Origin of the sequence: Rhizobium metallidurans (genome assembly GCF_014196505.1) — a bacterium.
GTDB classification, from domain to species: Bacteria; Pseudomonadota; Alphaproteobacteria; order Rhizobiales; family Rhizobiaceae; genus Rhizobium; species Rhizobium metallidurans.
In genome coordinates this window covers 1-21,621 of sequence record NZ_JACIDW010000027.1, presented here as the reverse complement: position 1 = coordinate 21,621, position 21,621 = coordinate 1, and the positions used below count along the sequence as shown (strand labels likewise).

The window sequence follows — 21,621 nt, the reverse complement described above, 5'->3', positions numbered from 1 at the left end:
TTGTAGAAATGCCCATGGAGCCCCTATTCGGTGATGAGAGCCTGCCGCAGTTGATCCGGCGCGATGCCGGCAAAGGCTGCGGCAATCGATCGCACAGGCAGGAGAAACGGTGGGATGTCTTCGGTCGGCCTCACCTGCTGGGTGTCGAAGTCGTATTTCCAGCCATACGAGATTACCCTCCGCTTGCCTTCGAAGCCATGGAAGTCGAAGGGTCTCAGCGGCAATTTTGGTATTTCATGCAACAGGTCCGACTGAACGTCTTTGGGAACGATTTCGGGTTGGTAGCGGAAACCGGGCGGCAAAGCCGGTTCCGCTTTCCCAAATAGATCTTCTTGCGCTGAGAAACCCATGTGCAATTCTCCGCCTCAATGAACGCTGGGGACTTTAACGGACGCGGCAAAATCCTCTGCCACGAGTTCGCTGATGGCGATCAGCACCTCCTCCGCCGAAAAGCCGGAGGCGATGGTCGCGCGGATCAGATCCTGCAGGTCCGGCTCGACGACATCGCGGCAATCTTCAAGCCGCTCGTCCGACACCGGTACGCTTCCATGATGTGCCTTTCAAAATCTGCCGGCAGTTACCGGGCCGATGCCCCACGGGCGGTGGCAGGAGGAAGCCCTTCCCGCCTCAGCCAAGTTGCTTGGCGATGATTGCTTGGAGTTCCACACGGGTGAGCAGGCAGGGGTATGGTTTCTGGTTCTTGTCGGTAGCCTTGCCGCTGTCGCCCGGCTTCGGCCCCGCCGGCAGGGCGACAATATCTGCGTTTTTCAATTGAGATCCTTCGTGGGCACAGCAGCATGGCACGCGCTAACGCGCGAAACGGTCGACGTTTGAGTCGTCCGCCCGTTGCTGTGGCTATGTGAGTGATGTTTGAAAGATAAGAAGTGGGTAGATGCATTACAAGGCAGTGTGCCCCGAAGGATCTTGATCCACGGCGAGGCGCAGAAATGCGGCGCTAGGGCACAGACGCGAAATATCAGAGGATATGGAAACCTCCACCGGATGAGCGATGAACCGTTGCGACGATGGAAGCCTAAAGGGCTGGGCCGACGTCGTGAAAACGCGCAACCGACCGGCTGGTACCCATCTCAGGGACATTTCAGATCGTCTGCTCTTCCAGCGCTCCGACAGAGGCAGCCAAGGGCAGGGGAGAAAAAACGTTGATCAAGCACCCCTATGCCGATTTTCGATCATGTCGGTGACCTTGTTGGCCAGCTCAGTCATCACAAACGGTTTGGTGATCACCTCCATGCCGGCCTCAAGATGACCATTGCCGACCGCGGCGTTCTCCGCGAAACCGGTGACGAACAGAACCTTCAGATCCGGGCGGCTCAGTCGGGCGGCGTCGGCGACCTGACGACCGTTCAAGCCGCCGGGTAATCCGACATCGGTTATGAGCAGATCGATCCTGACGTCGGTCTGGAGGATTTTCAGTCCCCACGGCCCGTCTTCCGCTTCAAGCGCGACATATCCCGCCTCCTCGAGCACTTCCACGATCAGCATGCGAACGGTCGGTTCGTCGTCGATGACGAGCACAGTTTCGCCGGCACCCATTTCCGCGATCGTTGTGTCCACTGCCTCGGCATCGGCCGTGATCTCGCCAGTATAACGGGGAAGATAGAGGCACATCGTCGTTCCCTGCCCCGGCTCACTGTAGACGCGGATCTGACCGCCGGACTGCCGCACAAAACCGTGTATCATGGAAAGACCTAGGCCCGTGCCCTGACCGATCGGTTTGGTCGTGAAGAACGGATCGAAGATCCGATCGGCGATGTCTTTCGGGATGCCTGTTCCCGTGTCGGTGACGCACACCGATATATATTGTCCCGGTGGCAGGTCGCGCTCCCGACCGGCGCGATTGTCCAGCCACTTGTTCGCGGTCTCGATCGTCAGCTTGCCGCCCCCGGGCATCGCGTCGCGAGCGTTGATGGCGAGGTTGAGGAGCGCCTTTCGAGCTGGGCGGTGTCGATCCGGGTCGGCCAGAGGCCCGCGGCACCGACAACCTCGACCTTGATGGCCGGGCCGACGGTGCGCGTGATGAGATCCTCCATACCGCAGACCAGCCGGTTCACGTCGGTCGGTTTGGGATCGAGGGTCTGGCGGCGGGAGAAGGCAAGCAGCCGCTGGGTCAGCGCCGCGGCGCGTTGCGCGGACGTCTGTGCACCCCTAATGAAACGATCGATGCCATCGCTCCGGCCCTGAGACAGGCGTCTTTCGATAACTTCCAGGCTCCCGCTGATCCCGGCCAGAAGGTTGTTGAAGTCGTGCGCGATACCGCCGGTGAGCTGGCCGACGGCCTCCATCTTTTGCGCCTGTCGGAGCGCCTCTTCAGCTTCGGCACGCTTGCCGATCTCGGCTTCCACCTGCTCTTCCAAACGCTCGTTGAGCTGGTGCAACCGCTCTTCGGTCGCCTTTCGCTCGGTGATGTCAATCACAGTGCCGACAAAGCGCGTACTTTGGACCGTACTGAAGAAGGCGCGTCCACTTGCGGCAATCCAGCGTTCCCTGCCGTCCTCGATACCGACCGTGCGATATTCGATGTCGTAGTGCCCAGACCCCTCGGAGCTGATCGCCCGCTGCACGGCCTCATGCGCTCGCTCGCGGTCGTCCGGATGAATGCCTGCAAGGAAGGAACCCTCATAGGTGACCGTCGCTTCCGCCGACAAACCGAAGAGCTGCTTGCACCGGACGTCCCAGCGAAGCGTGTTCGAGGCGGGATCGTAGTCCCAGGTGCCGATTTCCGCCGCTTCGGTCGCCAGCCGCAGTCGCGCCTCGCTGTCCGCCAGCTCGCTTTCCGCTTTCCGCCGTTGTTCGAGTTCACGTTCCAGCGCCTGGAACAGCCTTGCGTTGTCGATAGCGACGGCCGCCTCGGCGGCCAGACCCTCCAGTCCGCGTTCCGATCGATCGTCGAAGACACCAATATCGGCGTGGCCGAAGAAGAGGCCCCCGGTCACTTCTCCGCTACGCGAGATGACCGGCACTGCCAGATAGCTGCGAACAGGAAGATGCCCCTCGGGCATGCCGGCGCGCGGCGCGTTCTTGCCGTACCGTGGATCCATGGTGATATCGTCGGACCGAACGATACCTTCACCTCCAAAGGTGGGCGCGAACACCGCCGTATTACGTGGCATCGGGAACTTTGAGAATGTTTCGGCTGGCACACCGGAGAGGGTGTAGAGCATGTAGCTCTCCCCGGCCTCGTTCTCGACATTGTAGAAAAAGGCGCCGAATTGGGCCCCCGTCAGCTCTAAGCCCGCGTCGGTCACGATCTGGACGAGTTCCTGGAGATCCGTCTTGGCCGCAAGGGCGGAGCCCGCCCGATTGAGTATCTCGAGGGCGCGGCGTTCGTCCGTAATAGCCTCCTCAGCCGCCCGCTCCTCCGTGCGATCCCGCAGGATCTTCGTGAACCCGATCACCGTACCGGCCTGATCGCGGATCGGCGACATCTCGCCGACGGCCCAAACTTTTGATCCGTCGCGACGGATACGCCAACCTTCCGTACCGCCGCCGCGGCCGATGGTCAGCGCATCGTTCATCTCTCGTCGAAGCGCTGCGGCGCCCTCTCTCATTCTTCCCCCAGGGAGATCTCGTGAATCGAACCTTAACGCAAAGCTATTGATTTAGTTGCAGAAGCGAGCAAAAAGGCGTTGGAAACCCGCATCGACAAAATGTAAACGTGTTAGGGTATTCTGTTTCGTCTGGCGTCGAGGACGAAGCGACGAGAGCGAGAGGGTCTCGCAGACCGACGGTCCTCTGCACCTGGAACGTCCGGATTTCGGGATGGCGAAAACTCCGCTGCGGCAAACGGCGTTTACCGACCGCTGGGATTAGAGGTAATCTGAGTGCCCACCCAACTTTAAGGCTGAGCGCCCTGGCCCTTTGGCAACGCGCAGACGAGGAACACCGCGATCACCAGCAGAAACGCGGCGAATGCCAATACTGCCATCGACGACATCATCGTGATGGGAAGGCCACGCAAATTCTTTGAGACAACACTCGACGCGCCGCTCAAGTGGAGCAAAGAGCCAGATTCGGCAGTGTGGTTCGGCGGTCTGGCCGGCTGTTTCTTCGCGCGTCGATGCCAGAAACTCTCTCCCCTTTTTTGGTTTCGAGAGTTGTTCTCAACGGCCCTTGGTTATGGCTCCGAACCTCCTTACCCGGCCTCCCCTTGTAATCCAGTAATTCAGCACGACTTAGATGGTAGTGACGGCTCGTCTTCAGGGCGCTGTCATCAAGGGTGCAAAACCTTGCCCCAACAAAGGAGGACTTAATGTCTTCCAATCCAGCAGCATCGCATGTCGAACCCGCCGGCTTCAAGCTGGTCAGGGAAGTCTTAAGGTCCGCTGGCCTCCGGGGATCTGAGTCGGACGCGAGTTCCGACATGAAACGCGACGCCTCGATCTTTCTCTCAACCGAGTTCCGCAGGGGTGTGAGGACAAAATCGGCTCTCCTGAATTCTCTCGCCAACCGTGAACGGTCACCGACGCGAGCAGGCCTTGATCCCCAACCCGAGGGTAGCGCTGTTGATCGGTGGCAAGATGAGGGTGGGCGCTGATGGGAATCTCGTTCCCAAACGAAGCTCGTAGTTTTGACGACAGAAATCGCTGTGTCCGTTTCACCGGATACGACGGGATGTTCGAGATCAAATTCTATCTGGCGACCGAAGTCTTGGCCTGCGAGAAATCGCATCGAAATGCAAGCGAGGCAGACTACCTGACGGCGTTCGATGCGTTGCGGCCAAGAATTCTGAAAGCTGCGACCTCTGCTTATTCCAAAGTGCGATCCAGCACCATCACGCTGGATCTCGCGCATTTTCGTTGAGCATACCGTGATCCTGAAAGGATACGATCGTGCATCATCCAACCAAACCAGTTCCACCGCTCCAACCAGGAGCGGCGAAAACTATGCTTGTGAGCGAATTCGCCAAAAGGTTTCGTCTCGGTCAGGTGGAGGAGAACCGATTGCGGAAGCTCCTGGGCCCCATCGCCAAGGAAATAGACCTCCTCCGAAATGCCGGCAAATAGAGGGATTGGCCCGCCACAGAGCATTCCAGCATTCTCCCGACAGGAACAGTGCCGTCATGAATATCACAGTGAAAAGCATCACGATCATTCGACCGTTCCAGCTTCCCGGGATGGCGCAACCTCATCCACCAGGCGTCTTCGAGCTTCAGATTGATGAGGAGCCCATCGACGTCACATGGGAGGCTTTTCATACGACAATGACCTTGCTCCTTAGCTCCAACGGGCGCACCGAGGCGTGGTCGGTATCGAGGGAGGAATTCGAAAAAACGCTGGCGCCGTCTATTGCCCCTTGAGCAACCTCGACACTCGTCGCACCCGACGAACTGGCAACGGGAAAATTTCCTCGTGCAAGCCAAGCTTGCCTCAACCAAGGGCAGGATACGAACGGCAAGAAACCCATGAGGCCGCTGATGAGTCACGGATGCTGCGTAATTGTCGCGGCCGAGCCAGGATAAGATCACGGCGCCGCAGACACGTTCGCAGCCCTTGCTGTTTCCAAGATCCGTACGGACAGCGCTGCAGCGGCAATAACACACTCCGATCTCAGGTCACCCCGATCTTAGCGGCGAGATCAAGGAGACCACCATGACAATCGACCGCGCCAGTGTGAGAACAATTCTCAAGCCATGGGGTCGTCTTGATCTCGGGCCATGGGCATCGAAAAACCATCAGGATAGCCCGGTCGGCGAAATCTCGTTTGACTGTGGCGAAGAGGGAGGGCCGGACCGTCTACTCCTCCTGAAGCTCCTGTTTACAGGGGAAACACTATCGATACAGGTTCATCCCGATGATGCTATCGCCAAGTCGATGGGGATGAAAAGCGGCAAGAGCGAAGGCTGGTATGTGTTGGCAGCGGAAGACGGGGCGCAGGTCGCCGTGGGGCTCAAACGGCCACTGACACAGCTCGAATTCAGGAACGCTGCGCTCGACGGATCAATTGACGGCCTTCTCGACTGGCAGGACGCCGCGGCCGGTGACGTGTTTTATGTTCCGGCTGGCACCGTGCATGCCATCGGTGCAGGTCTGGTCATTGCTGAAATCCAGCAGCGCAACGACACTACGTTTCGCATCTGGGATCATGGACGTTCGCGAGAACTGCATATTGACCAAGCCATAGCCGTGGCACGGCTGGAACCGGCAAGCAGCAGGAAGCTACCACGGCATATCACCGTCGAGCGCGCCGAGCTCATGTCTTGTCCGTTCTTCACCCTCGAACGGTTGGACCTCCCTGCCGACACCGTTTGGGAATTGACGGCGAGCCGCGAAAGTTGGGCTCTGGTCGTCGCGGGAGGCGGAGCAATCGGATCCCTGACAGCGAGGATCGGCGATGGGTTTTTCGCGGAAGCTGATCGTGCTGACATCCGTGTCGGGCCTGACGGAATTGTCTTGCTCATTGCCACCGCAGCGAGCTCGCCCGCGATCGGGCTCCTGAGTAAGCCCCCCGCCAAAGACCTGTCGAAGCCCGGTCCCGCCGAGGCGACCAGCTATCTCGCGGGTCCCGGCGTTGATCCATCCCGGCTGCCGGGAGTTTCGCTATGAATCAGCTCAAAAATATCGCATTCATCGGCAATTCTTTACCACGCCGCTGTGGTATCGCCACTTTCACGACGGATCTGCAGCAGGCCGTTTCGAAATCTCCCGCCCGTGTCGCCACGGCGATCGTGGCTATGACGGATCATGGTCATGTCTACGACTACCCGCCGGAGGTCCGTCTCGCGATAGCCGATAACAACCTCGACGATTATATTCATGCCGCAGACGTCCTGAACGCCGGCAATTTCGACGTCGCTTGCCTGCAGCACGAATTCGGAATTTTTGGCGGCGAGGACGGAGATCATATCGTTGCGCTGCTGTCGCGGTTGAAGATGCCGATCGTCACCACGCTGCACACGGTTCTGGCGGAGCCAAGTCTCGGCCAGCGCCGCGTCCTGAACAAACTCGTCGACCTGTCTGCCAAAGTGGTGGTCATGGCGGAAAAGGGCAGGACTTTGTTGTCGGAGGTCTATCACGTGCCGGCCGACAAGATAGAAGTCGTTCCCCATGGAATTCCCGACATGCCGTTTTCGGAACCGGCAGTCGCGAAAGCTGGCCTGGGGTTCGACGGGCGCTCGGTAATCCTGACGTTTGGGCTTCTCTCACCAAACAAAGGCATCGAGGTCATGATCGACGCCATGCCTTTGATCTTGGAAAACCGGCCCGATGCGATTTACGTTATCCTCGGAGCAACCCATCCCAATCTCGTACGCGACCAAGGCGAAGCCTATCGCGAAAGCCTGGTGACGCGGGTAAACGACCTGGGCATCGAGGACAGCGTGGTGCTTCTCGATCGCTTCGTCGACAAGGCAACGCTTCTAGAGTTCATCTCCATGTGCGATGTCTATGCCACGCCTTATCTCAATGCGGCCCAGATGACATCGGGCACTCTGGCTTACAGCTTCGGCCTCGGGAAGGCCGTCGTCTCTACACCTTACTGGCATGCGCAAGAACTGCTGGCCGAGGGACGCGGCGTACTTGTCCCATTCGGCGACGAGTCGGCAATCGGACGCGAGATCGCGTCGCTTCTCACCGACGACGCAAGACGCGACGCAATGCGCCGGCATGCATATCAAATCAGCCGACCGATGACATGGCAAAGGGCCGCAGAGCGCTATCTCGCATTGTTCTCACAGGTGGCGTCTGAAAACCCCGCATGCCAGCCCGCAACACGGAAGAACATCGTGATGCGCAGGGCCCCTGCCCTCCCCGAGCCACAGCTCGGCTACTTCATGTCGATGTGCGACGATACGGGGCTGTTTCAACATGCCGTCTATTCGGTACCGGATCGGGCGCACGGCTACTGTGTCGATGATAATGCCCGAGCGCTTCTCTTATCGGTTTCCCTGAACGGGCCTGGCGAGAGGCTGTTGCCGGAGGCACTCACCGCGCGCTTCGCGTCCTTCGTGCAGCACGCCTGGAACCCTGACGAGAAACATTTTAGAAACTTCATGGGCTTCGACCGACGCTGGCTGGAAGATAAAGGATCGGAGGACAGCCACGGCCGAACGCTCTGGGCTCTTGGCGAATGCGCCCGCGGCGACGCAAGCCCATCCCGGCGCGCCTGGGCCGCGGCCTTGTTCGCGCAGGCATTGCCGACCGTTGAAGGTTTCGGCTCGCCACGTGCCTGGGCCTTTGCGCTTTTGGGACTGGACGGCTATTGCGCAGCCTCGACTCACGACATGCTCGCGCATCGGATCCGTTTGACACTGGCCGACAGGCTGATGGATATCTTCCATCGTGTCGAGAGAATGGGCTGGAACTGGTTCGAGGAGAACCTCTCCTACGACAATGCCCGACTGTCTCAGGCCCTGATCGCGACGGGATGGAGTGCTGAACGCCCCGATTGCGTGGCAGCAGGGCTCAAATCCTTGCGATGGCTGATGACGATACAGACGAGCCCTGAAGGACTATTCAGGCCAATCGGCACGGATGGATTTACAGATCGGACGGGAGAGGTGAAGCTCTTCGATCAACAGCCTCTGGAAGCGACGGCGACGATCGCCGCATGTCATGCCGCATGGCGGGTCAGCCACGACACCACATGGAAAGAAGAGGCTGCAAAGGCTTTCGCCTGGTTCCTCGGCAGCAACGATCTCTCATTGCCGGTCGTGGATCTCGAAACAGGCAGTTGCCGCGACGGTCTGCATCCGACCCGTCGCAATGAAAACAGAGGCGGCGAATCCGTAGTCTGCTATCTCCTCGGCCTTGTGGAATTTCGCAAACTTTCACGCGCCAGTGGCCATCTGTCGACATTCGACCAGCGTCGCGCACTGACGGCATGAATCACAGCCTCAAATCAGATCGAGATCATCTTGTCACAGACAACATTTCTCAACCGCCAAGCACTTTTCCTACGACCCGATCCCACGCGCGTCGTGGTGCGGCCCTTCAAACCCGCCACGGAACCACGAGATCTCAAACCGACAGACAAGACGCGAGCCAATCACATCGTTGATCGTGTGCTCGGGCTCGACAGCGAGGTCGCAGAGCTGCAACTGGCCGAGATCCTTGAAAACTTCGAGGGCAGACACCGCAATCTGCTGGCGACGTTCGAAAAGCGCGCTAACGAAATGGAAGAGGCGTTCGCGCCTCACATTGCGTTCACCAAGGTGCAACGCCAACTCGTCGGCGCATACTTCATGCACGAATACTCCTTCGAGGCATCCGCTTTGTTCAATCCGAGCATAGTCGCCCACGCGGATCAGTCGGGCGTGCCGCGCGGCAGCAAGCGCTTTATCCTAAGCCTGCGTGCGGTCGGCGAAGGACATGTTTCGTCTCTCACCTTCAGATCGGGAATTGTCGATCAGAATGGCACCGTGGACATCGAACCCACGGCGCGGCTTGCGTCCATTCCCTCGTTCGACAACCCCTCGCCTTCATCGCCCGACGAGCCTTTGGAACTGAAATTTTCCTCCGAACAGCCAATCAGCGAACGAGTGATATTTCCGATGACCGCCGCGCAGTCGAACGGCATCGAGGATGCTCGCTTAGTCGAGTTCGAAGAGGCTGGGCAAAGAACCTACTACGCCACCTATACGGCCTATGATGGCAGAGACATTCGCTCCGAGCTCCTCGAGACCAAAGATTTTCTGTCGTTTCGGATGACGCCTCTCGCCGGGACAGCCGCCAAGAGCAAGGGAATGGCTTTATTCCCGCGAAAGATCGACGACCAATATGCGATGATCGGTCGCCAGGACAATGAAAACCTTTATCTCATCCGCTCCAACGACCTCCACGTCTGGAATGGCGGCGAGATCATTCTTGGCCCGAAATTTCCATGGGAATTCGTGCAGATGGGCAATTGCGGATCGCCGATCGAACTCGACGAGGGTTGGTTACTTCTCACACACGGGGTCGGCCCCGTGCGAAGATACGCAATCGGCGCAGCCCTTCTCGACAAGCGCGATCCGTCCAAAGTTCTCGCCCGCTCGAAAGAGCCGCTCGTTCACCCGGAGCCGTCGGAACGGGAGGGATATGTTCCAAACGTCGTCTACACGTGCGGCGCCATGCGCCACAACGATCAGATCGTGCTACCTTACGCCATCTGTGACACGTTCTCGAACTTCTCGACGATCAAGATCGCCGACCTGCTGGACACGCTGACCGGCTGACTCTCTGCATGGGGCTATCATCGTTTGGTGCCGACACGGGAAGCCAGGCAACATCAAACCGCCGCAATGCCACAGTATATGGCAGCCGAACTGCGATGCCGCCCCAAAGGGCGATACCATTGGCGAGTTTGCCAATGGTAGTCGCCGTCAATCAATCCCGAAATCGCGACCTTTATGGAGCAAGCCTCATCACGGCTTGAATTGTTCTTTTGAAATCACCACGCCGAAATTATACTCCGTCTGCCAGCAGCCGTGCTCGGGCCACCGCGGATGCAACAGTAATATCGAGCCCGCACAGCCTGATGAGACGATATGAGCAATATATGGTCTCAGCCGGAGAAGCCGCCCAATCCGGTGACCATGTCGAGGCGGAGAACCTTTATCAGCACGCTGAACACTTTTATCGCACGGCCGCCATGCAGAAAGTCGGCCAGCAACAATGAACGTGCAATCGACCTACCCTGTCGGGGGAGCCCCGGACGAAAAAGCCTGGCTCAAAATCCTTGCCAAATATCGCACGCCGCATGCGGGCCGCAGCGTGTTCGAGTTGACGATCACAGCCATCCCTTTCACCGCTTTCTGGACGCTGACCTGGTTGGCGGTTCATTACGGCTTCTGGTGGGGCCTGATCCTGATCGTCCCGGCGGCCGGATTCCTGCTGCGGCTGTTCATGATCCAGCACGATTGCGGCCATGGCTCCTTCTTTGCACGCAGGCGCTTCGATGACTGGACAGGACGCGTTCTCGGCGTCCTTACGCTGACTCCGTATGACTATTGGCGCAGGGCGCATGCCACGCACCACGCGTCGGCCGGCAATCTTGATGAGCGCGGCGTCGGAGATATCACCACTCTCACCGTGACAGAATATTATGGACGGTCGCGCTGGGGACGGATTGGATATCGCCTTTATCGGCATCCGCTGGTGATGTTTGGCATCGGCCCGGCCTGGCTTTTCCTCTTCCAGCAACGCCTGCCGATGGGTATGATGCGCGAGGGCGTGCTTCCCTGGATATCGACGATGGCCACCAACGTTGCGGTGGCGGTGATCGCCGCGCTCCTGATCTGGGTGATCGGCCCTGTCTCCTTTCTAGTCGTCCACCTACCGATTGTCCTTCTCGCGGGTTCGATCGGCGTCTGGCTATTCTACGTGCAGCATCAATTCGAGGAGACACACTGGTCGAAGGAGCCGGAATGGCAATTTCCAAAAGCCGCCCTGCACGGAGCTTCGCACTATGACCTGCCGCGGCCTCTGCGCTGGCTGACCGGCAACATCGGCATTCACCACGTGCACCACCTCTCCAGCAAGGTTCCCTACTATCGCCTGCCGGAAGTCCTTCGAAACCATCCGGAACTCGGCGAAATCGGCAGGATCACGCTGTGGCAAAGTTTGCAATGCGTGAAGTTGGTCCTGTGGGACGAAGGAAGCCGGCGATTGGTCTCGTTTCGTGAAGCGGCCGCTGTCGCGCGGTTGAGGAACTTCTCTTCGACCCCCGTTTGCTGAAGTGCCGGCTTTACCCGCCGACCATCCGAACGCCAACCTGTGTTTCAACGGGCTCGAACCACGCAATCCGGGGCCAGGCTGGTGAAGCTCTGTCGATCCGCGAGATAATAGAAGACGTCGTCGAGTCGCACGGTTGGATCCTGATAAGATCGTCATCATCGGATCGTCCGCCGGAGACGCGATCGCGAACGTCATGCTGGCGACCTATCCCGAATTGTTAGCTGCCGGCGCGATCATCGGCGGGCTTAATGATGGAACTGCCTAAGGCGGAGGGCAGGCTATCGAAATGCCGAGCAGATGGTCCATCAGTGGGCCATCGTGCACCAAGGTCTCCGACGCACCGGATGTGATCGAGCCATCAATGGCGATAGTCGTAAGAACTGGCTCAATGAGAGCGGCAAACCCGTCATCGAGATCAATCTCATCAAGGGCATGGTCCACGGTGTACCTTGCCGTTAACAGCGAAAGTCCTTTGGAAAATTCAGGGCCGCATGCTGGACGCCGGCATTGACTGCACGCGAGGCTGGTTGGGCGACCCAGGTTCGATACGACCAAGACAGCAGGAGCTTAGAAAAAAAGATAGGCATTGCAAAACCAAAAATTGAGCCTATATATTGTTTATCGACCAATGCTTGTGACGTCGTTCCAGAGCTCTATGCTCCCGTCGGATTTCCTCTCAAATAATCGATCTTATCCCGCAAGGCATCGCGGGAACCACAACGATTGCTTCGAAAGGAAATCGTTATGAACACTGGTACTGTGAAGTGGTTTAACTCCACCAAGGGCTTCGGCTTCATTCAGCCTGACAATGGCAGCACGGATGTCTTCGTGCATGTGTCTGCCGTCGAGCGCGCCGGAATGCGTTCACTCTCGGATGGTCAGAAGATCACCTATGACATCGTCCAGGACCGCAAGTCTGGCAAGAACTCTGCCGACAACCTTCAGGCGGCGTAATAAGGTCATTAGCACCGCTGACCACGGATGTACTGGCAGCAAAGCTGAATGACTGTGAGAGGTCGGGTCATGCCCGGCCTTTTGTTTTCCCGCCACAGAGATTGGCAATCGTAATCTCCGAAGCATCCGCAAGGGTAGGTTCAGTTTCGACCGCTCCTTGGCTTAAGCGGCGTGGCAGGCAGAAATGACAATAGCCTGCCCAAACGGCGAGGCAGGCATGTGGCAGACGCAATAGCCGCATCATAGGCATCGCTGTCGTTCCGGCGGCCTTACCCAACCGAGAGGAGGACGCGATGTCTTCCAACGAGTATTCCGGCCACGTTTCACAAAATCTGGCTCGTTCGAATGCGTTCGGATATTATGAACAAGTGGCCCTCGGCGCGCTTCTCAAAACCGCGGTCACCGGCGACGCTCCGCGAAATCTGCCCTTGGCGGCGATGAGAGCCTTTCCCAATTTCGGTGTCGGCGGAAAAACCCGCATGCGGACGATACTTCACGGCACGACGCTCCTCCCAGTTTAACAAATTCGCTTCGAGACAGACGCGGACCCAAATCACTCCAGCTCAAACAGCGCCGACATTTATCCGGGCGCCGAAGGATAAGCCCATGGCCAAAGGCCAAACGCGTAGCAACCGCGAAATCCGTAAACCGAAAAAAGACAAATCCGCAGCAGCGGCACCCGCGCCATCTGGCTCGCAGGTCAAGCTCACGGGCGGCCACACGACGAGCGTCAGCAAGAAATAGCTCGGAGCTGTCACCCCCAATATCATCGCAAGGGGCGCGATACCGCGCTCATTATTCGAGGACAAAATGACAAACTACACCACCCAAAAATCGGCAGAAGCGCTGTTTCGTTCACCTGCCGCCGAAGTCGGTTCCAGTGCCGAAAAGCTCTTCAACCTTCGAAAACGGATGCAACTGCGGAAGCGCGAACTGCGCGACAGCGAACGAACCGTCCGAGATGCCGCCCGTCGCCCCCGTCATCCTGTCGCAACCGCGAGGGCGCAAATGTGACCCGGTTCGATTATACGGGCGGAGCTGGACTTTACGCCGGCAAGTCGAAAGCTGGAATAAGCGGCCCTCGCTATCGGCGGTTCGAGACAGCTGCCGAAGCCCTCCGTTTCGCCGTAGAGGACATGCCAAACAGTCAGCAGCGTGGCTCTATGTTGGAGATTGACGAGGAGCGTTTTGATCAAAACCAGATTCGCGCGCTCTATGACGCGCCAGGCTACCCACTTTCACGCCGGCTCGCTTGATCGGCGACAGGTCTGACTTACTCTTGGGACGCCGGCATAAGATTTAATCTGCGACGCTCAGAGATCCGGGACACCGTCGCGACCAGGCCGATCCGATTGGCCGTGGCTTTCCGTGTCCTATGAACTGACAGCTGAAAAAGAGGAGTAAGACATGACCGATCTGCAAGAATTTGCTTCGAGTTCGAATGGAGACAAGTGGTTCGTTGGAAAAGACGCTGCGACCAACAGGCTTTTCGTCCTCCACCGGGGGAACGCATCCTCTGGCGGCCACGAGACAAGTTCGTCGGTCGATGCTTTCTTGAACCAGCAGCCCTTCGGTCCCGAGCGTGAGGCACTGGTCGTGTTTCTGGAGAAGAATAAAAGCAGCGAAGATACCGGTATTCGCGACGATGCTCAGACGCCATCCCTGCGGCTGGCGGAGGAGTACCTGCGCCTGGGCGGGCGTCGGCGCGTGAAAGTCGACGACAACATCGTCAGCACGCGAAAGTGGGACGATGAACCAGCCATGGCATCGTCATTCTGGAAGGAGCATATCGAGCCTCTGGATGAAAAGAAGCGCCGCGAGGTCAAGCTGCATCTTCCATCGATCAGCGACGACTGATCCGAAGGGCAATGGGGTCTTGTGATGAGTCCCCGAGCTCGGCAACGGACAACGCAGAGCCGTGGGCGTTTCGCCAGCTCAAGTCTGATAGAGTGGACCGGTTTGCAGTCACGCCGCGCTGACAAGGAGAGGGCATGCCGAAGCTTTCCATACGACACCGCACGACTTACCGCTATCGCTTCCCGGTTCAGCTTTCCCCCATGAGGCAATACGAATCTCACCGAGATTGCCGCTACGCACGAAGGGCCGTATGGCTGGGCGACGGACGTCTTCAGAAGTGCAATCGATTATGCAAAGCCGAGCGCGGTCCACAACGCCGGCGGTCGGGCCGTTCGAGACGCCGGCAAGGTGATCAACGATGCGCTTGGCTGCCGGATTGATGCGTTAATCAGCCGGTGCCGCACGCGGAAGGATTCGTCAGCAGCCTCGCCATCAGCTTTTAGGGTCCGTTGCTATGCCGATGCTCAACATTCATCATCGTACGACCTACGCTTTTCGAGAGAAGGTGTCGCTGTCGCCGCACCGCCTTATGCTCAGGCCACGTGAGGGCCGCTGTTGGTTTTCACGCGGAACTGAGCCGGTTTTTCCACCGAGAAGTGAGCCACCTCTAAGTATGGTTTTCTGATCAGGCTTTGGTCAAGGGATTAGCTTTTTCTCCTCTCTTTTGGGCTGCTGCGGCCGAGCTGGCTTTGAAGCGGAAGCTGTCGTTTCCGGTTTCTAAGATATGACAACGGTGGGTCAGGCGGTCGAGGAGAGCGGTTGTCATCTTGGCATCACCGAAGACCGAGGCCCATTCGCTGAAGCTAAGATTGGTGGTGATAACGACGCTGGTGCGCTCGTAGAGCTTGCTCAGCAGGTGGAAGAGCAGCGCTCCGCCGGAGGCGCTGAACGGGAGGTATCCCAACTCGTCCAGGATGAGCAGATCGAGGCGAACAAGGGTCTCGGCGATCTGGCCCGCCTTTCCTTTGGCTTTCTCCTGCTCGAGCGCATTGACCAGTTCGATTGTGGAGAAGAAGCGGACCTTTCGGCGATGATGCTCGATCGCCTGAACGCCAAGAGCCGTCGCCACATGTGTTTTTCCTGTGCCAGGTCCGCCGACAAGAACGATATTCTGCGCCCCGTCCATGAACTCGCATCGGTGCAATTGGCGCACGGTCGCTTCGTTGATCTCGCCGGCGGCGAAGTCGAAGCCGGAGATGTCCTTGTAGGCCGGGAAGCGAGCAGCCTTCATGTGATAGGCGATGGAGCGAACCTCGCGCTCGGCCATCTCGGCCTTCAGCAACTGGGACAGGATGGGCACGGCCGCATCAAAAGCTGGAGCCCCTTGCTCGATCAGGTCCGTGACGGCCTGGGCCATGCCATACATCTTCAGGCTACGCAGCATGATGACGACGGCCGCACTGGCAGGATCATGACGCATGGCGACCTCCTGCGATCCGGAGACGCAGACCATCATAGCGTTCGACATTCGCCTTGGGTTCGTGAAGCAGGGTCAGCGCCTGTGGCGTGTCGATATCGGGACCGTCGGTCGTCTTGCCGTCGATCAGCCGGTGCAGCAGATTCAGCACATGCGTCTTGGTGGCCACGCCCGCATCCAGGGCCAATTCCACGGCTCTGACAACGACCTGCTCATCGTGATGAAGGACAAGAGCGAGGATGTCGGCCATTTCTCGGTCACCGCCGGGGCGGCGAAGCATCTGGTCCTGCAATTGCCGGAATGCCAACGGCAATTCCAGAAAGGGTGCACCGTTTCGAAGGGCACCGGGTTTGCGCTGGATCACGGCAAGATAGTGTCGCCAGTCGTAAATCGTTCGTGGCGGTTTGTCGTGGCTGCGTTCTATGATCCGCGGATGTTCGCAGAGGATATTGCCTTCGGCTACCACGACCAGTCGCTCCGGATAAATCCGCAGGCTGACAGGCCGGTTCGCAAAAGACGCAGGCACGCTGTAGCGGTTCCGTTCGAAAGTAATCAGGCATGTTGGAGAGACGCGCTTGCTCTGCTCAACGAAGCCGTCAAACGCGGTAGGCAGCGCCATCAATACCGGGCGTTCCGCCGACCAGACGTCCGCGATCGTACCTGGCAAGGTGCCATGCGCTGTCTCGCGCCACAGGTTCTGGCAATGCTGTTCCAGCCAGGCATTTAATGTCGCCAAATCCGGAAAGTCCGGCATCTGCTGCCACAGACGAGGTCGGGCATCCTGGACGTTCTTCTCGACCTGACCCTTTTCCCAACCCGCGGCGGGATTGCAAAACTCAGGCGCGAAGACGTAGTGGTTCGTCATCGCCAGGAAACGGATATTGACCTGCCGCTCCTTACCGCGACCGACGCGATCGACCGCCGTCTTCATGTTATCGTAAATGCCGCGACCAGGCACACCGCCGAACACCCGGAAGCCGTGCCAGTGGGCATCGAAGAGCATCTCGTGTGTTTGCAGCAGGTAAGCCCTGATCAGAAACGCCCGGCTGTGCGATAGCTTGATATGGGCGACCTGCAGCTTCGTGCGTTCGCCGCCGATCACGGCATAATCTTCACTCCAATCGAATTGGAATGCTTCGCCTGGGCGGAAAGACAGAGGAACGAATATGCCGCGGCCCGCTGTCTGCTGCTCGACCCGCCAGTCACGGGCGAACGCGGCGACCCGACCATAGGAGCCGGTAAAGCCGAGAGCCGTCAGATCAGCATGAAGCTGCTTCAGCGTTCGGCGCTGCTTGCGCGACTTCCCGGCCTCGGTCTTCAGCCAGCCCGCCAGTTTGTCGGCAAAAGGGTCGAGCTTGCTCGGTCGTTCCGGTACCGTGAACGTCGGCTCGATCGTACCAGCGTTCAAATACTTTGCGATCGTATTGCGCGACAATCCGGTTCGTCGGCTGATCTCGCGCACCGACAACTTCTCGCGCAGTGCCATCCGACGGATGATGTTTAAAAGTCCCATGTGGATCACTCCGTTGCCCCTGTCGCTCACCGCGTTGGGGGAAGGTTCACATGGCTCAATTCTCAATGGAAATTATGCGCCTAACCGGCTCAGTTCCGCGTGGAAACCAACAATCACGCCTTTCCCAGACGACACCGATCCATCGCTTCTGCGGGGATCCAGGAGCGCCGCGCCACGATGAATGTCACTTGCGGACCTGGAGGTTGCGTACATGACTACGTGCCGTTCTATTTTGGTGCTTTGAGCCCGATGCTCCTCGGCGTGGTGAACGCGAAGAACGTTGATCAATACGACATTCTTTATTTTGAGTTCCCGATCTCTATCGTCGATCGGCCGGACACCGTCTTTACAAACGCATCGGCGAACACCGCGATTCCTCCACAATTCTACGCATCAGGCGATCAACTCGATCAGCTCGATTGGGCCGCGATTGATTATACGAAGTGGGGGAGCCTGGATGAAGCGCACCGTCACCGGCGCATGGCTGAGGCTCTCGTACACGGCCATGTTCCAGTTACCGCCGCCTCGCGCTGTGTCGTCTGGAACGATAGCGTGAAAAAGCGGGTTCAGCAGATCGTTGGCAATTCGGCATTTCCCGCCATCGAGTTCGAGGATCGAAACCGCAGGCATTACTACAAAAACCTAGAACTAAAAGACGGCACGAGCCTGGTTAAAGGACCGGGCGAGATACTCCTGCACTATAACCATTACAGGGATCACGTCATTCAGAACGGTGGGAAGCACGTCGCGACCGCAGACTTCAAAAACCTCACCGCGCTGCTCGCTGGACTTCGCGCCAATTTCGGCTGCGTCCCGCACACCGCCGAACTCGTGGGTTTAGCATCCGCCAATGCTGGTATCCACAAACAGACTGTTGATTTGCATACCAAAGACGTCGTTGAGCGCCTTGTCAATCTACCGAGATATGCGGCCCTCGGAGACAGGCAAAAGAAGCTCGCCGAGATTGCCGCTTATTTGCACGATATCGGAAAAGGTCCGAAGGCACGGTGGACCAGCAATGGAGGCCTTCAGAAGGTTGATCCCAATCATCCCGTCGGCGCCATGCCGATGATGGCCGAGATCCTCACCAAACATGTTGGAACCGTAAAGCCAAACTCGGCGGCGACGTTGATGAAATTGGTGTGCTATCATGATCTAGTTGGTGATGTCTTAGGCCGCGACCGAGACGAACGGCAAATCATCGATGTCGTCGATGACAAAGACGAGCTCGATATGCTCTTCGTCCTTGGTCAAGCGGACGTCCTGTCGCTACAGGAGCACTGGTGGGATCAGGCGAAAGCTGATCTGGTTTACCGACGGTGCTTGGCAGCAATTTAGGAAGGTTTGACGGTAGAGCGATGCTGGATTTTATACAAGGCGACCTATTCGACACAAAGGCCGACATTCGCGTGAACACGGTCAACTGTGTCGGTGTCATGGGTGCCGGTGTCGCCTTGGCGTTCAAGCAGCACTATCCCGAAATGTTCAAGGAGTATCGAGATGACTGCAAAGCTGGCCGTGTGCGACCTGGAAAGATGCACGTATGGAAATCTCTAAGCGGCGATTGGGTCGTAAATTTTCCTACGAAACGCGATTGGCGCGACCCTTCGCGATATGAGGACATCGATGCCGGTTTAGATGATCTCCGTGCCTACCTTGATACCGTCGGGCCGGTAACGGTTGCCCTGCCTGCTTTGGGATGCGGTCATGGAGGATTAGATTGGGACCGCGTATCCGAAATGATCCGTCAAAAGCTTGGCGGAGTGAACGCTCATGTCTTCGTTTTTGAGCCCGCAGCATCCCTGAGAGCTGGCAAGAGTGTGACGCAACCTTCCTCGGACGAACGAGGTAGCGTTGAGCAGTTGGGATACAAAGTCCTAAATAACCATCCCTCCGCATCGAATCCCACAGGTCTCCTGTTCGTGATGGGTCGGCAAGATCTGCTGACACGTAAATGGTTGGCGCTTCTGCCTTCGCGCCAGCCGGGCGAGCGGGAAATGAAAGCGCTGCAATCCATCGCCGCGGAACTCGCGGTCTCCGGGGCAAACGTTACCGTCGCGCTCGCTTACGGAACAAAAATCAGCGAGGAGATCGCCGACCTGTTCGCGCAACAGGGCGTTGCAACGGTCCTGCTTCTCCCATTTGGTGTTTTGACCCGCAAACCGCTAGCGAAAATACATGACATCGGTCGATCTCACCCGCTTACGATTGCATCGAGCGCGCCTCCCAATTCCAAATGGAGCCGCCCGTTGTTCGCCCAGACGATGGACATGCTTCGTGCAAACGCTGAAGCAGCCCTTCTCTCGGACCCGGAACCTGAATGGTTGACCAACAGAGGATCAGAGAAGTGGGCTCAAGCGTCGATCTCATATGTTCGATACGAACACTCCTCATCCTTTGTGCGTGAGACGCTGGATAGAATCGGCGCGCAGCCGATTGGTCGGCGCGGAGAAACCGGAGCACCTAATCTCGACCATTTGCTGACGGCACTTCGAAACCGTTTGTCAACTCCACCCAGAGACCAGAGCGAAGACCTGCGTCAAGACGTGCGAGTGCCTGAAACTGGTCGCGAGAACAGCTTAAGTCTTTCCTTCAACGGGATTTCTGAAGAGACGAAACGTGAGTTGCTGGAAGCGTTGCTGAGGGCTGCTTCAGGGGTTCGCGCGCTGACGGTGCAGCTGTCGTCCGACGTCGATGACGATGATCTTCATCGTTTGATTGAGCTTGGTTTTAGGCGGGAGAGTATTTCGCAAGATAGTCCGCCACCAACAAAGGCGCGGCCGGTCGATTCCACCGAACCGGACGATGACGGGGCCGAGGCGGGGCTTATCGGAAACTGAATGAGGTCGCTGCAGCTGCAGGCCCGTGAACCTTGCGGACGATGGACCAGACTTAGAGAATTCCCCACGCCCGAAACCTCCCCCTGCCCGTCATCTCCCTGAGGCCCAGCTCCAAAACGATCCGTCGCGCCGCCTGCGGCGTCACGTCGAGCGTCTTCGCCACCATCCCGGCCGACACCAACGGCTTCGCCATCACCAGCTCGGCCAACTCGGGCAGTTTTGAAGACGTCCGGCGTCCGTCCAGCTTTCGGTCCATCAGTGTTCGGGCGAGCGCCAGCCGGTCATGCTCTTTGAGACCTATCTCGGCGGCCGCGATCAGGCCGTGGGCAATAGCCAGCAGCCGGGTCTCCCGGTCCCGATGCCGGCGCCGATCGACGGGAATGGTTTTCAGGCCAAGGTTGATGGCGGCGAGATGGGTGCCGGTGGTGACCCCGGCCTGGCGCAGGATCGAGGCGCAAAACAACCGGCCGAGCCAGGGCGCGTGCTGCAGCACGGCAAGCTCGTTCCAGGCATCGAGGGCGACGATGGCCTGCAGCACCGCCGGCAGGTGTTCGGCCTGGCGCAACACGCCACGCCATTCATCGAGCCGGGCATCCTCGTCCCAATCGAGATCATAGACCAGTGCGTCTCTGTCTGCCGCGATGGCGCGGCCGGGCCGCGTTGCGTTTTCGATCGCGGCCTCCGATCGGGCAAGTACCGCATCGATGGCGGCATAGTCGACACCGGGAAGATCGTCGCCACCGTCCGCGTCTTCCCCCTCCCCTACCACATCGATCGCGACGGCGCGCCGGGCGGCGCCGTCCGCCTCTGCCTCGTCGGCGCCGATCGACGCCACTGGTTCAGTTTGCCGGAGCGTTCGAATGCCGTCGGCCGAAAGCGCCCAATCCGGGGATTGGCCGGCGATCCGCCGGCGAGTGCGCAGGACGTCGCGGGCGATTGTCAGCTCATGGGTCGGTGTGCGAATATCCTTCGTGGCGTCGTGGAGGACGAGGTCTTCGAGGTGGACGAGTTCGCCGTCGATCCACAGCGAGGCGGAGGCGTCGGCGAAATGCATACGCTCAATACAGCCTGCCCCGACCGCCGAACGGGCAATGCGTTCGTCGAGACGGGTCAACGCGACACCAGCGTCGAATGCCGGCTCCATCAGGGCTGTCATGCCGATTTTCGCGAGATCATAAGCCATTGAAATCATGGTAAATGATTTGCTAAAGGAACTCTATAGCAATGTTGTGGTTCCTCACATGGTACGGTCGCGGGTTGAGGTTCTAACCATCGATAAGTATCCCTTATCGGAAGTGAGCCATCTGAACCAAGAACATTGCCTGTCGGCCATCCTGATTCAGCGGATTCCCCACATTTCCGGCGATT

General features: G+C 58.4%; 21 protein-coding genes and 2 pseudogenes. 16 read left to right on the top strand and 7 right to left on the bottom strand.

The genetic code is table 11. The annotated features are described in order from the left end of the window. Window positions 1–26 precede the first annotated feature (26 nt). From GGQ67_RS22925 to GGQ67_RS22910, 4 genes and pseudogenes are all read right to left on the bottom strand, one after another. A pseudogene (locus GGQ67_RS22925) lies at window positions 27–350 on the bottom strand (alpha-ketoglutarate-dependent dioxygenase AlkB); the annotation flags it as partial. Between the two features lie 15 nt (window positions 351–365). After that, window positions 366–536 carry a hypothetical protein gene (locus tag GGQ67_RS22920; RefSeq protein ID WP_183902441.1) on the bottom strand — a complete coding sequence of 57 codons (171 nt, stop codon included), beginning with the start codon at window positions 534–536 and terminating at the stop codon, window positions 366–368. A 91-nt stretch (window positions 537–627) separates the two neighbouring features. Beyond that, window positions 628–771: a hypothetical protein gene (locus tag GGQ67_RS22915; protein ID WP_183902440.1), complete on the bottom strand. Its 144-nt coding sequence runs from the start codon at window positions 769–771 to the stop codon at window positions 628–630. A gap of 393 nt (window positions 772–1,164) precedes the next feature. After that, a pseudogene (locus GGQ67_RS22910) lies at window positions 1,165–3,563 on the bottom strand (PAS domain S-box protein); the annotation flags it as partial. 991 nt (window positions 3,564–4,554) lie between these two features. Between GGQ67_RS22910 and GGQ67_RS22905 the strand changes: the two are divergent. The 14 genes from GGQ67_RS22905 (at window position 4,555) to GGQ67_RS25550 (ending at window position 15,108) form a co-directional block, all read left to right on the top strand. Continuing rightward, window positions 4,555–4,821: a DUF1488 family protein gene (locus GGQ67_RS22905; RefSeq protein WP_183902439.1), complete on the top strand. Its 267-nt coding sequence runs from the start codon at window positions 4,555–4,557 to the stop codon at window positions 4,819–4,821. A 259-nt stretch (window positions 4,822–5,080) separates the two neighbouring features. Continuing rightward, window positions 5,081–5,317: a hypothetical protein gene (locus tag GGQ67_RS22900; protein ID WP_183902438.1), complete on the top strand. Its 237-nt coding sequence runs from the start codon at window positions 5,081–5,083 to the stop codon at window positions 5,315–5,317. A gap of 292 nt (window positions 5,318–5,609) precedes the next feature. After that, window positions 5,610–6,563: a class I mannose-6-phosphate isomerase gene (locus GGQ67_RS22895; protein ID WP_183902437.1), complete on the top strand. Its 954-nt coding sequence runs from the start codon at window positions 5,610–5,612 to the stop codon at window positions 6,561–6,563. Continuing rightward, on the top strand, window positions 6,560–8,842 hold the full coding sequence (locus tag GGQ67_RS22890) for a glycosyltransferase family 4 protein (protein ID WP_183902436.1): 2,283 nt from the start codon (window positions 6,560–6,562) through the stop codon (window positions 8,840–8,842). The genes GGQ67_RS22895 and GGQ67_RS22890 overlap by 4 nt, the downstream gene beginning before the upstream one ends. 30 nt (window positions 8,843–8,872) lie before the next feature. Beyond that, window positions 8,873–10,171: a glycoside hydrolase family 130 protein gene (locus tag GGQ67_RS22885; RefSeq protein WP_183902435.1), complete on the top strand. Its 1,299-nt coding sequence runs from the start codon at window positions 8,873–8,875 to the stop codon at window positions 10,169–10,171. 302 nt (window positions 10,172–10,473) lie between these two features. Further along, on the top strand, window positions 10,474–10,614 hold the full coding sequence (locus GGQ67_RS25685; RefSeq protein WP_183902434.1) for a DUF4167 domain-containing protein: 141 nt from the start codon (window positions 10,474–10,476) through the stop codon (window positions 10,612–10,614). Beyond that, window positions 10,611–11,672 (top strand): fatty acid desaturase, encoded by a 1,062-nt coding sequence (locus GGQ67_RS22875; protein WP_183902433.1) that lies wholly within the window; start codon window positions 10,611–10,613, stop codon window positions 11,670–11,672. Before GGQ67_RS25685 ends, GGQ67_RS22875 begins: the two co-directional genes overlap by 4 nt. Before the next feature lie 133 nt (window positions 11,673–11,805). Continuing rightward, on the top strand, window positions 11,806–11,937 hold the full coding sequence (locus GGQ67_RS22870; protein WP_183902432.1) for a PHB depolymerase family esterase: 132 nt from the start codon (window positions 11,806–11,808) through the stop codon (window positions 11,935–11,937). Window positions 11,938–12,416: 479 nt separating this feature from the next. Beyond that, window positions 12,417–12,626, top strand: a complete 210-nt coding sequence (locus tag GGQ67_RS22865) for a cold-shock protein (protein ID WP_029870033.1) — start codon at window positions 12,417–12,419, stop codon at window positions 12,624–12,626. A gap of 293 nt (window positions 12,627–12,919) precedes the next feature. Then, window positions 12,920–13,147 (top strand): hypothetical protein, encoded by a 228-nt coding sequence (locus tag GGQ67_RS22860; protein WP_183902431.1) that lies wholly within the window; start codon window positions 12,920–12,922, stop codon window positions 13,145–13,147. An 85-nt stretch (window positions 13,148–13,232) separates the two neighbouring features. After that, window positions 13,233–13,370, top strand: a complete 138-nt coding sequence (locus GGQ67_RS22855) for a hypothetical protein (protein ID WP_183902430.1) — start codon at window positions 13,233–13,235, stop codon at window positions 13,368–13,370. A 66-nt stretch (window positions 13,371–13,436) separates the two neighbouring features. Continuing rightward, entirely contained in the window at window positions 13,437–13,640 is a 204-nt protein-coding gene (locus GGQ67_RS22850) for a hypothetical protein (RefSeq protein ID WP_183902429.1), read from the top strand. Between the two features lie 393 nt (window positions 13,641–14,033). Beyond that, window positions 14,034–14,483, top strand: coding sequence for a hypothetical protein (locus GGQ67_RS25395; protein ID WP_246400283.1), 450 nt, complete (start codon window positions 14,034–14,036; stop codon window positions 14,481–14,483). Between the two features lie 454 nt (window positions 14,484–14,937). Continuing rightward, window positions 14,938–15,108: a transglutaminase N-terminal domain-containing protein gene (locus GGQ67_RS25550; protein WP_183902428.1), complete on the top strand. Its 171-nt coding sequence runs from the start codon at window positions 14,938–14,940 to the stop codon at window positions 15,106–15,108. Here GGQ67_RS25550 and istB read toward each other — a convergent pair whose 3' ends face one another. Together istB and istA are read right to left on the bottom strand one after the other, a co-directional pair. After that, the gene (istB, locus tag GGQ67_RS22835) at window positions 15,109–15,903 is read right to left on the bottom strand and encodes an IS21-like element helper ATPase IstB (RefSeq protein WP_183902427.1); all 795 of its coding nucleotides are present in this window, start codon (window positions 15,901–15,903) and stop codon (window positions 15,109–15,111) included. Further along, window positions 15,893–17,413, bottom strand: coding sequence for an IS21 family transposase (gene istA / locus GGQ67_RS22830; RefSeq protein WP_183902426.1), 1,521 nt, complete (start codon window positions 17,411–17,413; stop codon window positions 15,893–15,895). The genes istB and istA overlap by 11 nt, the downstream gene beginning before the upstream one ends. Window positions 17,414–17,512: 99 nt before the next feature. On the opposite strand from istA, the gene GGQ67_RS22825 reads away from it, so the two are divergent. Together GGQ67_RS22825 and GGQ67_RS22820 are read left to right on the top strand one after the other, a co-directional pair. Next, a complete protein-coding gene (locus tag GGQ67_RS22825) occupies window positions 17,513–18,751 on the top strand; it encodes a DUF4433 domain-containing protein (protein ID WP_183902425.1) in 1,239 nt (412 codons plus the stop codon). Between the two features lie 20 nt (window positions 18,752–18,771). Further along, window positions 18,772–20,253, top strand: coding sequence for a macro domain-containing protein (locus tag GGQ67_RS22820; RefSeq protein ID WP_183902424.1), 1,482 nt, complete (start codon window positions 18,772–18,774; stop codon window positions 20,251–20,253). Between the two features lie 52 nt (window positions 20,254–20,305). On the opposite strand, the gene GGQ67_RS22815 is transcribed toward GGQ67_RS22820, so the two are convergent. Beyond that, window positions 20,306–21,445 carry an RHE_PE00001 family protein gene (locus tag GGQ67_RS22815; protein ID WP_183902423.1) on the bottom strand — a complete coding sequence of 380 codons (1,140 nt, stop codon included), beginning with the start codon at window positions 21,443–21,445 and terminating at the stop codon, window positions 20,306–20,308. Window positions 21,446–21,621 lie beyond the last annotated feature (176 nt).

What these genes read in the sequence shown, in the direction of transcription:
- GGQ67_RS22905 (WP_183902439.1), top strand. Translation starts at nt 4,555, where the DNA reads ATGGGAATCTCGTTCCCAAACGAAGCTCGTAGTTTTGACGACAGAAAT.
- GGQ67_RS22900 (WP_183902438.1), top strand. Translation starts at nt 5,081, where the DNA reads ATGAATATCACAGTGAAAAGCATCACGATCATTCGACCGTTCCAGCTT.
- GGQ67_RS22895 (WP_183902437.1), top strand. Translation starts at nt 5,610, where the DNA reads ATGACAATCGACCGCGCCAGTGTGAGAACAATTCTCAAGCCATGGGGT.
- GGQ67_RS22890 (WP_183902436.1), top strand. Translation starts at nt 6,560, where the DNA reads ATGAATCAGCTCAAAAATATCGCATTCATCGGCAATTCTTTACCACGC.
- GGQ67_RS25685 (WP_183902434.1), top strand. Translation starts at nt 10,474, where the DNA reads ATGAGACGATATGAGCAATATATGGTCTCAGCCGGAGAAGCCGCCCAA.
- GGQ67_RS22875 (WP_183902433.1), top strand. Translation starts at nt 10,611, where the DNA reads ATGAACGTGCAATCGACCTACCCTGTCGGGGGAGCCCCGGACGAAAAA.
- GGQ67_RS22865 (WP_029870033.1), top strand. Translation starts at nt 12,417, where the DNA reads ATGAACACTGGTACTGTGAAGTGGTTTAACTCCACCAAGGGCTTCGGC.
- GGQ67_RS22860 (WP_183902431.1), top strand. Translation starts at nt 12,920, where the DNA reads ATGTCTTCCAACGAGTATTCCGGCCACGTTTCACAAAATCTGGCTCGT.
- GGQ67_RS22855 (WP_183902430.1), top strand. Translation starts at nt 13,233, where the DNA reads ATGGCCAAAGGCCAAACGCGTAGCAACCGCGAAATCCGTAAACCGAAA.
- GGQ67_RS22850 (WP_183902429.1), top strand. Translation starts at nt 13,437, where the DNA reads ATGACAAACTACACCACCCAAAAATCGGCAGAAGCGCTGTTTCGTTCA.
- GGQ67_RS25395 (WP_246400283.1), top strand. Translation starts at nt 14,034, where the DNA reads ATGACCGATCTGCAAGAATTTGCTTCGAGTTCGAATGGAGACAAGTGG.
- GGQ67_RS25550 (WP_183902428.1), top strand. Translation starts at nt 14,938, where the DNA reads ATGCCGATGCTCAACATTCATCATCGTACGACCTACGCTTTTCGAGAG.
- istB (WP_183902427.1), bottom strand. Translation starts at nt 15,903, where the DNA reads ATGCGTCATGATCCTGCCAGTGCGGCCGTCGTCATCATGCTGCGTAGC.
- istA (WP_183902426.1), bottom strand. Translation starts at nt 17,413, where the DNA reads ATGGGACTTTTAAACATCATCCGTCGGATGGCACTGCGCGAGAAGTTG.
- GGQ67_RS22820 (WP_183902424.1), top strand. Translation starts at nt 18,772, where the DNA reads ATGCTGGATTTTATACAAGGCGACCTATTCGACACAAAGGCCGACATT.
- GGQ67_RS22815 (WP_183902423.1), bottom strand. Translation starts at nt 21,445, where the DNA reads ATGATTTCAATGGCTTATGATCTCGCGAAAATCGGCATGACAGCCCTG.